Here is a 12528-nt window from a genome sequence, read left to right on the forward strand (position 1 = left end):
GGGATGGGTCCGCCGTCCTCCGCCGGGGCGGTCGGTCGTGGGTGTCGCGCGCGGGGGGACGTACCGACGCTCAGCCGCCCCGACCCGGCAGCGTCGCCCGCCACCGCGGCAGCACGCCGGTGAGCTCGAGCAGGCCGGGGGAGAAGCCGACGCCGGTGAGCCGCAGCCCGTGCGGCAGCTCGGGGAGCGGCACCCGATAGGCCGGTGCGCGCGGGGGTAGCGGCAGCCGGCGCCGCCCGACGGTGACACCGCGGGCCCGCAGGCACAGCATCGGCCCGTCGAGTTCGGCGTCCACCTCGACCCCACCCCACGCCGGCCGGCGGGCCCACCGCAGCCGGGCGACGCCGTGCTCGTCGATGTCGCCGGTGAGCGCACTGGGTGGCGACACGCCCCGCAGCAGCCCGTCGAGGGCGTCGGTGGCCAGCACGGCCGTGAGCTCGACGGGGGCGGCCAGCACCTCCGGCGGCATGCCCGGGCGCAGCACCACGTCGTGCAGCACCGCGCTGCCGACCGTGAACGTGCCGCCCGCCCAGCAGATGTCGGCGGCGCTCACCCGCACCTCGCCGACCCGCCCGACGGCAAGATTCGCCGAGCGCGCCTCGATGCCGGTGACCGTGAGCCGCAGGTCCCGGTCGTCGAGGCAGAGGGTGACGCGGCGTCCGATCAACAGTCGGCGGGCGGTGGCGAACAGCGCGTGATGAGCCAGCACCGCGGCCTGCGGCACCGGCGGCACGGCCGCGGCCACCGACCACAGCACACCGAGGGTGTCCAGCGGCCGCAGCCGGTCCCAGCGACCGAACGGTCCGGCGGGAGTCATCGGGCTCATCTTCCCCGAACCGGGCCGCGCCCGGCACACACGGCGGCGGTGGGCTGCGTAAGGTGAGCCCGATGACCTCGGTGGTGATCGTCGGAAGTGGCTTCACAGGGTTCGAGTGCGCGCGCCGATTGGCGAAGATCCTGCGCAAACACCGGGCCGACGACGTCGAGGTGACGATCATCTCGCCGGTCGACTACATGCTCTACACGCCGCTATTGCCCGACGTCGCGGGCGGCGTGGTCGACGCCAGGTTCGTCACCATTCCGCTCGCCGGCACGCTGCGGGGTGTGCGGTTCGTCCGCGGCCGCGTCGACGGCGTCGACCTCGACCGGCGCACCGTCACCTTCACCGACCCGGAGCAGCGGGTGCACGAGCGGCGGTGGGACAGGCTGGTGCTGACGCCCGGTTCGGTCACCCGGCTCTTCGACATCCCAGGCCTGGACAGACATGCACGCGGCCTCAAGACCACCGCGGAAGCGTTGTACCTGCGCGACCACGTGCTGGCCCAGCTGGAGTTGGCGACGCTGGACAGCGATCCCGGCCTGGCGCGGTCGCGGCGCACCATCGTGGTGGTCGGCGCGTCCTACTCGGGCACCGAACTGGCGGTGCAGCTGCGGGCGCTGGCCGACGCCGCCGCCAAGCAGAGCGGCTTCGATCCCGCCGACGTGCGGTTCCTGCTGCTCGACGTCGCCGAGCAGGTGATGCCCGAGGTGGGCGAGAAGCTCGGCAACGCCGCGATGCAACTGCTCAAGAGCCGCGGCATCGACGTGCGGCTCGGTGTGACGCTCAAGGAGGTGCACGCCGACCACGTCATCCTCAGCGACGACTCCCGCGTCGACACCCGCACCGTCGCGTGGGTCACCGGGGTCACGGCCGCACCGCTCATCGGCTCGCTCGGGCTCGACACCGAGCGGGGCCGGCTCAAGGTCACGACGTCGCTGCAGCTGCCGGAGTATCCGGACGTGTTCGCCGGCGGTGACGCCGCGGCCGTGCCGGACCTGACCCAGCCCGGCGCGATCACCCCGCCGACCGCCCAGCACGCCACCCGCCAGGGCAAGGTGCTCGCCCGCAACGTCGCCGCGAGCCTGGGCTACGGCACGGTGAAGCAGTACAAGCACCGAAACATGGGGTTGGTGGTGGACCTCGGCCCGCGCTACGCCGTCGCCAACCCGCTGGGCGTGCACCTGAAGGGCTTCCCGGCCAAGGTGGTCACGCGCGCCTACCACGTCTACGCGATCCCGCGGCTGGTCAACCGCTGGGCGGTGTCGCTGGCGTATCTCACCGACGCGGTGTTCGACCGGTCGATCGTCTCCATCGGCCTGTCGACGGAGGACGACGCGGAGTTCTCGGCGAGCGAAGGCATTCCGCTGCGCAAGAGCTCCTGAACCCGCGCCAGGATTCCTTTCGCGCGGCAGTGGGAACGCTGCCGGCATGGCTACCTATCGAGTGCTGAACCCGAAGGGCGAGGTCGTCGAGACCAAGGACATCGAGAGCGCTGACGACGCGCACGCCTACTTCCACGACGACGCGGGTGACTACAACGAGCTCGGCTGGCGCATGGAGGTCAAGAGCGACGACGGCGACTGGGCCTTCTTCGATTCCTCCGAAGGTTCCCCCGACTGACCACCCGGCCTGCCGTGCGCTCGGGATCGGACGGCTCGCGGATCGCGGCGGCCGTGCAGCGTGCGCTCGACGACCGCCAGCGCGACGCCACCGAAGAGGTCGAGCGGATCCTCGCCGCCGCCGTCGAGGTGATGCAGGAGACCGCCCCCGCGCCGCCGCGGGTGAGCGACATCATCACCCGGGCGCGGACGTCGAACACCGCGTTCTACCGGTACTTCTCGGGCAAGGACGAGCTGATGCTCGCGGTCATGGAGCGCGGTGTGGCGATGGTGGCCTCCTACCTCGCCCACGAGATGGGCAAGGAGCCGACGGCGCGCGACCGCATCGCCCGGTGGATCACCGGCATGCTGGCCCAGGTCGGCGAGGCGCGGCTGACGGCGGCTACCCGGGCGGTCGTCTCGCAGCTGTCGTCGATGGCCGACGAGGAGATCGCCGATCCGCTGCGGCAGCTGCTGTTGGCGCCGATCACCGAAACCGGTTGCGCCACACCGCACATCGCCGCCGACGCCGTCTTCGCGACGGTCGTGGGCGTGCTGCGCCGGCACATCGCGCTGGCGACGCAGCCGACGCCCGCCGAGGCCGACTACCTCGTCGGCTACTGCCTGCGCGGGCTCGGGACCGCGGGCTGATGGCGGCCCGCAGCGCGGGGCTCTTGCTCTACCGCTGGCGCGACGGCACGCTCGAGGTGCTGCTCGGGCACCCGGGCGGCCCATTCTGGGCGCACAAGGACGACGGCGCCTGGTCGGTGCCCAAGGGCGAGTACGCGCCGGACGAGGACCCGTGGGCCGCGGCGCGCCGGGAGTTCGCCGAGGAGCTCGGGTCGCCGGCACCGGACGGGCCGCGGGTCGACCTCGGCAGCGTCCGTCAGCCCGGGGGCAAGGTCGTCACGGTGTTCGCGGTCGGCGCCGACTTCGACGCCGCGGCGGCGCGCAGCAACACCTTCGAGGTGGAGTGGCCGCGGGGTTCGGGACGGATCCGCGAGTACCCCGAGCTCGACCGCGTCGGCTGGTTCGCGCTCGCCGACGCCGACCGCAAACTGCTCGCGGGGCAGCGCGAGTTCCTGGACCGGTTGCGCCGCGCGCTGGATCAGCCGGCCGGCGCGGGCGCCGGCTGACCCGGCGGGGCGGGCGGCGGCGTGTAGGGCCGCGGGGTGGCGGTGACGGTTGTGATGCCGTTGGCGCCCGGGACGACGCCGGGTGCGGCGCCCTTCGGCGCGGTGCAGTTGAGCCGCAGCCGGATGGCACCGCCCGCGGTGGGGAGCTGCTCTTCGACCAGGCACTGCGCCTGCGGCAGGTCGTTGCCGTACGAGCCGCCGAAGACCGCCTTGTAGCCCTGCGCCTTGAGCAGCGCGGAGGCCTGGCCGTACGGCTTGCCGATCACGTTGAGGGGTTCGGCGCCGGCGTGGCCGGTGCCCAGGACTGCCAGGGTGGCCGCGGTGAGCGCGCCCCCCGCGACAACGACAAGCTTCTTCACGCGCCCTCCGTCGGTTCGGTGCGCAGGAAAACATATCGCACCGACGCACCGTGGGCGACCCTTCGGGCCGACGGGGGCGGCGGCCGGCCCGCGTTTCGCCGGCGCGCCGAGCGGAAATCCGCACGTCAGTCCCCAGTGAACGAGGACAGTGAACGAGGACGGTGAACGAGGAGGGGTCATGGCCACACTGCGCTGCGGCGGCGACGAGCTGCCGGTGCCGTTCAGCAACGCGTTCCTGGCGCACCTGCAGCTTGCGGTGCAGGAGCGGTTCGCCGGCAACGGCGGCGGCTTCTACCTGACCGGCACCTACTCCTCGGACGGCGCGCAGACCACCACGGCGCACTGGGTGGCGCCCGGGGTTCCGCTGGCCTTCGGCTACGACGTGCAGGACGGGGACGGCCGCGCAGTGGCACCGGTGGACATCGACCGCGCACAGGTGGACGAGCTGCTGAGCGCGATGGACCGGCCCACCGGCGTGCGCTGCACCGAGAGCGTGTGGCTGCCGTTCGTCGTCCCGGACTGACTCAGGGCGCGGCGCCGGACAGTTCGATCAGCAGCACGCCGGCGATGATGAGGACGATCCCGGCGCCCATCCGCGGGGTCAGGGGTTCGGCGAACAACCAGCGGGCGAGCACCGCCACCAGGGCCACGCCGCACGCCGACCACACGCCGTAGGCGATGCCGACCGGCATGCCGAGCCGCAGGGCGTACCACAGCAACACGAACGACACCGCGTAGCCGATCACGACCACCGGTAGCCACGCCCTGCGGCGCAACCCGTCGGACGCGCGCAGCGACAGGGTGGCGACGACCTCCACGGCGATCGCCCCGGCGAGCACCGGCCAGGGACTCATGTCACGGGCCCGTCGGGGTCGGCGTGCCCGGCGCCGAACTCCACGAGCAGCACCCCGGCGACGATCAACGCGATCCCGGCGACGATCGGCGCGGTGAACGGGTCGCCGAAGAGCAGCGCTGCCAGCACGGCGGTCACCGCGGTGCCGCACGCCCCCCAGATGCCGTAGGCGACGCCGATCGCCATGCCGTACCGCAGCACGAAGGTCAGCAGCGTGAACGCACCGACGTAGCCGGCCACCACCAGCACCAGCCAGCCGGCCCGGTCCTGTGAGGCCCGCAGCGACAGCGTCGCGGCGACCTCCGCGGCGATGGCGCCGGCCAGCAGCAGCGGCGCGGGTGACGGCCTCATCCGCGCATGGCCGCCGCCAGGGCGGCCGCCCGCGCATCGGTGTAGACGTCGTCGAGCAGCAGCGGCGTGCGGTCGGGCCCCGACAGCGGCACCCGCCAGTTCGGGTATTCGTCGGTGGTCCCGGGCTGGTTCTGGGTGCGTACGTCGCCGACGGCGTCGGTGAGGGCCAGGGACAGCAGCCGCGACGGGGTGCGGTGCAGGTAGCGGTGCAGGGCGAGCACGATCGTGTCGACATCGGGGTCGTCGCCCTCGAGCAGTCCGACGCGCCGCAACTCGGCCAGCCACGCCTGCTGCTGTGCGCGGTCGCCGGCCAGCTCCTCGTCCACCGGCTTGGTCAGCAGGCCCAGCGAATCCCGCAGCCGCACGTGCTCGCCGGCGAGGTAGCCGGCCGTGGGGGGCAGGTCGTGGGTGGTGACCGCGGACAGGCAGTATTCGCGCCACCGCTCGGCGGGCAGCGGGGTGTCGTCCTCGCGGGCGTCGCGGTCGAACTCGAACCACAGGATCGACGTCCCGAGCAGCCCGCGCTCGCGCAGGTAGTCGCGCACCCACGGCTCGACGGTGCCGAGGTCCTCGCCGACGACCACGGCGCCGGCCCGGTGCGCCTCCAGGGCCGCGATGCCGATCATCGCCTCGTGGTCGTAGCGGACGTAGGTGCCGTCGGTGGGCGGCGCACCCGCCGGGATCCACCACAGCCGGAACAGCCCGATGATGTGGTCGATGCGCACGCCGCCGGCGTGGCGGAGCACGTTCGCGATCAGCGCCCGGTACGGCTCGTAGGCCCGCTCCTGGAGTTGGTCGGGCCGCCACGGCGGTTGCGACCAGTCCTGTCCCAGCTGGTTGAACTCGTCGGGCGGGGCGCCGGCGGTGACGCCGAGGGCGAGCACGTCCTGCAGCGCCCAGGCGTCCGCGCCGCTCGGGTGGACGCCGACGGCCAGGTCGTGCATCACGCCGAGCGCCATGCCGGCCTGCACGGCGCGGGTCTGCGCCGTCGCGAGCTGCTCGTCGAGCTGCCACTGCAGCCAACGGTGGAAGTCGACCTCGCTGGCGTGCCGGACGGCGAACTCCGCGACCGCCGGCGAGTCCGGGCGCTGCAGGCCGGCCGGCCACTGCCGCCAGTCGGCGCCGTGGGCGTCGGCGAGCGCGCACCAGGTGGCGAAGTCGTCGAGCGCCGCGCCGGCCCGCTGCCGGTAGGCCTCGTAGGCCACCTGCCGGCCCGCGGTCCGTTCCACGCGGTGCAGCCGCCGCAGCGCCCGTCGCTTGGCCGTCCACGCGGTGTCGCGGTCGATGGCGTCGGTGCGGGCGGCCCGCCGCTGCACCCGGCTGCGAAGCTCTTCGAGCCGCCGGCGTTTGGGGACGTACGCGTACTCCGGGACCGCCTCGACCCGCAGGTAGATCGGGTTGACGAACCGCCGCGACGTCGGCAGGTACGGCGACGGCTCCATCGGCAGCGTCGGTGCGGCGGCGTGCAGCGGGTTGACGAGGATGTAGTCGGCGCCGTGGCGGGCCGCCGACCAGACCGCCAAGTCGCCCAGATCGGTGAGGTCGCCGACGCCCCAGGACTGCCGGGAGCGGGCGCTGTAGAGCTGGGTGGCCAGACCCCAGCCGCGCCGGTCGCCGAGCGCCGGCGGGATGCCCAGCCAACCCGGGGTGACGATCACCGTGGCGGTGGCATCGACGGCGGCGCCCGGACCGCCGGCGCGGGCGCGCAGCCGGTGATAGCCGAGCGGCAGATCGGTCGGCAGCGCGAACGTCGCCTCACCCACCAGCCGGCCGTCGAGGTCGAAGGGCGCGGTGTCGTTGGGCAGCTGCCGCAGGTCGTCGCGAGTGCTGCCGTCCTCGCACGCCACCGCCACCTCGACGGGTTCACCGTGGGTGACGTGGACATGGAACGCCTGCTCCGCGCCCTCGCGGGCGATCACGGTGGCGGGCAGGGTGCGCGCCCAGTACACGCGGTCGTGGGCGGCGAGCGCGGCGGCGCGCCGGTCGGCGTCGGCGGCGTCGACGCCCAGCGCCGCGAGCACCGCCACCACCGTCTGCTCGGGCACCGCCACGTCGCGGCCGGACCAGTCCTCGTACTCGGTGGCGACGCCGTGGCGGCGGGCGAGCTCGGCCAGCGAAGCGTCAAGCACAGTCATGCCGCCAATACTGGTGCATGCCGGCCTGGCAGGGTGGACGCGCATGGTGACCCGTTCGGAGGCGCAGGCCCGCGTCGCCGTGTCGGCGGTGTTCCTCACCAACGGCGCGCTGTTCGCCACCTTGCTGCCGCGGCTACCGGACATCAAGGACGACCTGGGGTTGTCGAACGCGTTCTACGGCGTCGCGGTGGCGGCGTTCTCGATCGGCGCCCTCGTCGGCGGCCCGTTCGCCGGCGCCCTGAGCCGCCGGTTCCGCTCGTCGCGGATGGCGGTCGCCGGGACGGTGGTGCTGGCGGTGATGTTCCTGGCCGCGGGGATCGCGCCGAGCGGCGTCGGGTTCGCGGCCGCGATGTTCGCCGCCGGCGCCGCCGACTCGATCACCGACGTCGCGCAGAACGCGCACGCGCTGCGGGTGCAGCGGGCCTACGGCCGGTCGATCATCAACAGCGCGCACGCGGTGTGGTCGGTGGGCGCGGTGTCGGGCGGCCTGATCGGTGCGGCGGCGCTGGCGCTCGGCCTGCACCGCGGCGTCCACCTCGGCATCACCGGTGTGGTGTTCTGCGCCGTCGCGCTCGTCGCCTACCGCTTCCTGCTTCCCGGCGACGACCACGCCGACGCACCCGCCACCGCCGCCGGCCCCGCGGCGCGCGCCGGACGACGCACCTACCTGCTGTTGGCGGGCCTGGTGGCGATCGCCATCGCGGGCGCGGTGGTCGAGGACGCCGGGAGCTCGTGGGCGTCGCTGTACCTGCGTGACGAGCTCGCGGCGCCGCCGTCGCTCGCGGCGTTCGGCTACGTCGCGCTCGTCGGCGGGCAACTCGCGGGCCGGCTCTCCGGGGACCGGCTCGTCGACCGGTTCGGCCAGCGCACGGTCGCCCGGGCCGGGGCGCTGATCGGCGCGGCGGGGATGGGCGGGGCGCTCGCGCTCGCAGAGGTGCCCGCCACCGTCATCGGCTTCGCGGCCGCCGGGTTCGGCTCCGCCACGCTGATCCCCGCCGCGATGCGCGACGCCGACGAGCTTCCCGGTCTGCGCCCCAACGCCGGGCTGACCGCGGTGTCGTGGCTGCTGCGGGTCGGCTTCGCGCTGTCACCGGTGGCGGTCGGGCAACTCGCCGACGCCGCCAGCCTGCGAACCGGCCTGCTCATCGCGCCCGCCGCCATGATCGGCGTGCTGCTGCTCGCCGGTGCGCTGAGCCGCCGTCCCGCCCACGGCCGAGACGCCGACCGTCAGGTGCATCGCTAGCCTGGGCGGCCGACCCGAAGGAGTGCCATGACCAGCGTGCAGCGGGAGTCCCCGGTCGCCGAAACCCGGTTCGGCCCGGTCCGCGGGCGCGACGACGGCCGGGCGGTGAGCTTCCGCGGCGTCCGCTACGCGGCGGCCCCGGCCGGTGAGCTGCGGTGGCGGGCGCCGGAGCCGCCGGAGCCGTGGGGCGAGGTCGCCGACGCGACCCGGTTCGGTCCGGTGTGCCCGCAGCCCGTCGAGCCGGCGCTGCCGCTCGAGCTGGGCGCGCCGCAGGGCGAGGACTGCCTGACGCTCAACATCTACGCACCCGCCGGTACACAGCCCGGTGACGGCAAGCCGGTGATGGTGTGGGTGCACGGCGGCGCGTACGTGATCGGGTCGGCCAGCCAGCCGCTCTACGACGGCCGCCGCCTCGCCGCCGCCGGCGACGTCGTGGTCGTCACCCTCAACCACCGGCTCGGGGTGTTCGGGTTCTGCGACCTGTCGTCGCTCTCGACCGCGCGGCACCGGTTCGACGCCAACCCGGGCCTGCACGACGTGCTGGCGGCGCTGAGGTGGGTGCGCGACAACATCGCCGCCTTCGGCGGCGCGCCGGACAACGTGACGCTGTTCGGGGAGTCGGCGGGCGCCGGCGTGGTCACGACGCTGCTGGCCGTGCCGGCCGCGGCCGGCCTGTTCCACCGGGCGATCGCGCAGAGTTCGCCCGCGACGTCGGTGTACGACGGCCGGCGCGCCCGCCGGATCGCCGACCTGGTGCTCGGCGAGCTCGGGATCGCCGCGGCCGACGCCCACCGGCTGCGCGAGGTGCCGACCGCCGCGCTCGTGGCCGCGACGGGTGCGGTGTTCCGGCGGGTGCCCGCGCAGTGGCCGGGGATCCTGCCGTTCACCCCGACCGTCGACGGCGAGCTGGTAACGGACTATCCGGTGCAGGTCGCGCGCGCTGGCCGCACGCTGCCGGTGCCGCTGCTGATCGGCACCAACAAGCACGAGGCGGCGCTGTTCAAGTGGATGAAGTCGCCGCTGATGCCGATCACGCCGGAGGCGCTGCGGGCGATGTTCGCCCAGATCGCGGCCGAACAGCCGGACCTGCGGCTGCCGAGCGAGGAGCAGCTGGGCGCCGCGTACCGCACCCGCCGCCGGACGCTGCACGGGCTGGAGGTGGCCCGCGACATCGGATTCCGGATGCCGACGCTGTGGTTCGCCGACGGCCACAGCGCGGCCGCGCCCGTGTTCCTGTACCGGTTCGACTGGTCGACGCCGCTGCTGAAGCTGATCGGGGTCGGCGCAACCCACGCGACGGAGCTGCCGTACGTGTGGGGCAACCTCACGATGGGACCGAAGGATCCGACGTTCCGGCTCGGCGGGCGCGCGGCGGGCCGGGCGGTGTCGCAGCGGATGCAGGCGCGGTGGACGGCGTTCGCCCGCACCGGCGAGCCCACCGGCCCGCCCCCGCGATGGGAGACCTACCGCCCGGGCCGGCGCGCCAGCCTGGTGATCGACCGTGACGACCGCAGCGTCGACGACCTCGACGCGGACATCCGCCGGACCTGGGGCGACGCGGTCCTCAATTTCCGGTAGCGCCCAGGAGGCGGCGGATTCCGGCGAACGCGTCGCGTGCCTGTCGCTGCGCGGGCAGCAGCGGCCAGCAGTGCATGCCGCCCTCCAGCTCGTGCCAGCCGACGTCGAGACCTTCCGCGATCGCGCGCCGGTGGAACACCCGCGCGTCGGGGTTGAGGACGTCGTTGGTGCCGGTGAACACCGTCAACCGCGGCAGCCCGTCGAGCGGTCCGACGGCGGGGCTGAGCAGGGGAGTGTCGAGCGGATCCCCGCCGGCGTAGCGGATGGCCGCGGCCCGCAGGTCGTCGACGTTGAGCACCGGATCGCGGCGGGCCACCTCGGCGACGTCGGGTGCGGGCAGCCCGAGATGCAGCCACGGCGAGATCAGCACCGCGTCGCTGGGTGGCGGCAGCCCGGCGTCGCGCGCGGCGTGGCACAGCGCGAAGGCCAGCCCGCCACCGGCGGAGTCACCGACGAACGCGATCCGCTCGGCCGGGTATTCGGCCAGCATCTCCCGGTAGACACCCAGCAGGAACGGGATGGTCGCCCGATAGGTGTGCTCGGGCGCCAGCGGGTAGATCGGCACGACGGCGCCGCGGCCGGTGGCGTTGACCAATTTGGCGATAGCGGGCCAGTGGAAGCTCGGGATCAGGTCGAGGACGTAGGCCCCGCCGTGCAGGTACAGCAGCCGGGCGTGGGCCGGCGGCGCGAGCTTGGGCCGCACCCGGTACACCGGCCGGCCGGCGACCTCGCCCCGCTCGGCGTCGATCCGGCGCGCGACGCGGACACTGGGCATTCCGGCGTAGGGCAGTCGAGGCTGGGCCTGCCACTGGTCGAACTTCGCGCGGGGGAACAGCCGGTTCCGCACACCGGAGGCCCGCATGACGCGCTGCACCGGATGCGGACGCAACCGGGGCAACACCGTCGCGCTCATCACCGGGTTCTTGCCCGCCTTCCGCCGGGCTAAACTCCCCCCCGGAGGTGTCGAGTGACCGCAGTCGGCGAAGTCCTGCAGGTGTTGCCGCCGCAGCTGCGCGATCCGGTGCTGTTCGCCGTGCCGTTCTTCCTGCTGCTGCTCGTCCTCGAATGGGCCGCGGCGGGCAAGCTGCAGCACGACGAGGCGGCGGACCGGCCACCGTCGGGCGCCTATCTCAGCCGCGACGCCTGGGCCAGCATCTCGATGGGACTGGTGTCGGTGGGGACGACGGCGGTGTGGAAGTTTCTGGCGCTGCTCGGTTACGCGGCGATCTTCGCCTACCTCGCGCCGTGGCAGCTGCCCGGCGACCGCTGGTACACCTGGGTCGTCGCGATCGTCGGTGTCGATCTGCTGTTCTACGTCTACCACCGGATCGCACACCGGGTCCGGCTGATCTGGGCGACCCATCAGGCACACCACTCCAGCCGGTACTTCAACTTCGCGACCGCGCTGCGGCAGAAGTGGAACAACAGCGGCGAGATCCTGATGTGGCTGCCGCTGCCGCTGTTGGGTGTGCCGCCGTGGCTGGTGTTCGCGAGTTTCTCGCTGAACCTGATCTACCAGTTCTGGGTGCACACCGAGCGCATCGGCACGCTGTGGCGGCCGATCGAGTTCGTCCTCAACACGCCGTCGCACCACCGCGTCCACCACGGCAGCGATGCCGAGTACCTCGACAAGAACTACGGCGGCATCTTCATTCTCTGGGATCGGCTGTTCGGCACGTTTCAACCGGAGCTGTTCCGACCGCATTACGGGCTGACCAAGCCGGTCGACACCTTCAACATCTGGCGGCTGCAGACCCACGAATACGCCGCGATCGCCCGCGACGTGCGGTCGGCCCGACGCTGGCGGGACCGGCTCGGCTATGTCTTCGGGCCGCCGGGCTGGGCGCCCGCCGCCGCGCAGCGGCCCGCGCCGACGCCCGAACCGGCGCGGTGAGCCCCGCCCCGTCGGCGCCGCCGGCGCCGCCGCGGGGCAGGATCGGCTGATGGAGGTCAACGAAACCCTGCTGCCCGGGGTCGGGCTGCGGTTCGAGTTCGACACCCGCGACGGCGTCCGGATGGCCGTGATCGCCCGCCGGTCCGGCGACTTCGAGCTGGTGGTCTACGCCGACGACGACCCCGATCGGGCCCGGGACGTCTACCGGCTGACCAATGACGAGGCCGAGGCGCTCGCACAGATCCTGGGCGCCCCGCGCATCGCCGAACGGTTCGCCGACCTGACCCGGGAGGTGCCCGGCCTGGACGCCGGCCAGATCGCGGTCCGCCCCGGCAGCCGGTACGCCGACCGGCCGCTGGGCGACACCCGCGCCCGCACCCGCACCGGGGCGTCGATCGTCGCGATCGTGCGTGACGACGAGGTGCTCGCCTCACCGGGTCCGCAAGAGCTGCTGCGCGGCGGCGACGTGCTGGTGGTCATCGGTACGCAGGACGGCATCGCGGGCGTCGCGGCGCTCGTCGACGATGCCGAGCCGGTGAGCCCGCCCGGCCGGAGCTGACC

General features: G+C 73.7%; 15 protein-coding genes. 9 read left to right on the top strand and 6 right to left on the bottom strand.

Annotation, left to right across the window (positions count from 1 at the left end; translation table 11 throughout):
- Positions 1-70: 70 nt before the first annotated feature.
- A complete protein-coding gene (locus tag LV457_RS12830; RefSeq protein WP_232171563.1) occupies positions 71-817 on the bottom strand; it encodes a hypothetical protein in 747 nt (248 codons plus the stop codon).
- A 71-nt stretch (positions 818-888) separates the two neighbouring features.
- Here LV457_RS12830 and LV457_RS12835 point away from each other — a divergent pair, with 71 nt between their 5' ends.
- Genes LV457_RS12835 through LV457_RS12850 form a run of 4 tightly spaced genes read left to right on the top strand, consistent with a single transcriptional unit; the run spans position 889 to position 3554 of the window.
- Positions 889-2202 (top strand): NAD(P)/FAD-dependent oxidoreductase, encoded by a 1314-nt coding sequence (locus LV457_RS12835; protein ID WP_232171564.1) that lies wholly within the window; start codon positions 889-891, stop codon positions 2200-2202.
- 46 nt (positions 2203-2248) lie between these two features.
- On the top strand, positions 2249-2440 hold the full coding sequence (locus LV457_RS12840) for a hypothetical protein (RefSeq protein ID WP_232171565.1): 192 nt from the start codon (positions 2249-2251) through the stop codon (positions 2438-2440).
- Between the two features lie 14 nt (positions 2441-2454).
- Positions 2455-3069 carry a TetR/AcrR family transcriptional regulator gene (locus LV457_RS12845; protein WP_232171566.1) on the top strand — a complete coding sequence of 205 codons (615 nt, stop codon included), beginning with the start codon at positions 2455-2457 and terminating at the stop codon, positions 3067-3069.
- The gene (locus LV457_RS12850) at positions 3069-3554 is read left to right on the top strand and encodes an NUDIX domain-containing protein (protein ID WP_232171567.1); all 486 of its coding nucleotides are present in this window, start codon (positions 3069-3071) and stop codon (positions 3552-3554) included. The genes LV457_RS12845 and LV457_RS12850 overlap by 1 nt, the downstream gene beginning before the upstream one ends.
- On the opposite strand, the gene LV457_RS12855 is transcribed toward LV457_RS12850, so the two are convergent.
- Entirely contained in the window at positions 3527-3913 is a 387-nt protein-coding gene (locus LV457_RS12855; RefSeq protein ID WP_232171568.1) for a hypothetical protein, read from the bottom strand. The genes LV457_RS12850 and LV457_RS12855 overlap by 28 nt on opposite strands.
- Before the next feature lie 178 nt (positions 3914-4091).
- On the opposite strand from LV457_RS12855, the gene LV457_RS12860 reads away from it, so the two are divergent.
- Complete coding sequence (locus LV457_RS12860) at positions 4092-4436, top strand: hypothetical protein (RefSeq protein WP_232171569.1); 345 nt, start codon at positions 4092-4094, stop codon at positions 4434-4436.
- A 1-nt stretch (position 4437) separates the two neighbouring features.
- On the opposite strand, the gene LV457_RS12865 is transcribed toward LV457_RS12860, so the two are convergent.
- From LV457_RS12865 to malQ, 3 genes are read right to left on the bottom strand one after another with little or no spacing between them, the layout of a single operon-like run.
- Positions 4438-4767 carry a multidrug efflux SMR transporter gene (locus tag LV457_RS12865; RefSeq protein WP_232171570.1) on the bottom strand — a complete coding sequence of 110 codons (330 nt, stop codon included), beginning with the start codon at positions 4765-4767 and terminating at the stop codon, positions 4438-4440.
- Positions 4764-5117, bottom strand: a complete 354-nt coding sequence (locus tag LV457_RS12870) for a multidrug efflux SMR transporter (RefSeq protein ID WP_232171571.1) — start codon at positions 5115-5117, stop codon at positions 4764-4766. The genes LV457_RS12865 and LV457_RS12870 overlap by 4 nt, the downstream gene beginning before the upstream one ends.
- Entirely contained in the window at positions 5114-7252 is a 2139-nt protein-coding gene (gene malQ / locus LV457_RS12875) for a 4-alpha-glucanotransferase (protein ID WP_232171572.1), read from the bottom strand. The genes LV457_RS12870 and malQ overlap by 4 nt, the downstream gene beginning before the upstream one ends.
- Before the next feature lie 43 nt (positions 7253-7295).
- Between malQ and LV457_RS12880 the strand changes: the two genes are divergently transcribed.
- Complete coding sequence (locus LV457_RS12880) at positions 7296-8495, top strand: MFS transporter (RefSeq protein ID WP_232171573.1); 1200 nt, start codon at positions 7296-7298, stop codon at positions 8493-8495.
- A gap of 27 nt (positions 8496-8522) precedes the next feature.
- A complete protein-coding gene (locus LV457_RS12885; RefSeq protein WP_232171574.1) occupies positions 8523-10073 on the top strand; it encodes a carboxylesterase/lipase family protein in 1551 nt (516 codons plus the stop codon).
- On the opposite strand, the gene LV457_RS12890 is transcribed toward LV457_RS12885, so the two are convergent.
- A complete protein-coding gene (locus tag LV457_RS12890; protein WP_232171575.1) occupies positions 10060-10986 on the bottom strand; it encodes an alpha/beta hydrolase fold domain-containing protein in 927 nt (308 codons plus the stop codon). The two genes, LV457_RS12885 and LV457_RS12890, sit on opposite strands and share 14 nt — an antisense overlap.
- Positions 10987-11040: 54 nt before the next feature.
- Here LV457_RS12890 and LV457_RS12895 point away from each other — a divergent pair, with 54 nt between their 5' ends.
- Together LV457_RS12895 and LV457_RS12900 are read left to right on the top strand one after the other, a co-directional pair.
- On the top strand, positions 11041-11967 hold the full coding sequence (locus LV457_RS12895; RefSeq protein WP_232171576.1) for a sterol desaturase family protein: 927 nt from the start codon (positions 11041-11043) through the stop codon (positions 11965-11967).
- A gap of 49 nt (positions 11968-12016) precedes the next feature.
- Entirely contained in the window at positions 12017-12526 is a 510-nt protein-coding gene (locus tag LV457_RS12900; RefSeq protein ID WP_232171577.1) for a cation:proton antiporter regulatory subunit, read from the top strand.
- Positions 12527-12528 lie beyond the last annotated feature (2 nt).

The sequence above is a fragment of the Mycobacterium sp. MYCO198283 genome (assembly GCF_021213805.1).
In the GTDB taxonomy this organism is placed as follows: Bacteria; Actinomycetota; Actinomycetes; order Mycobacteriales; family Mycobacteriaceae; genus Mycobacterium.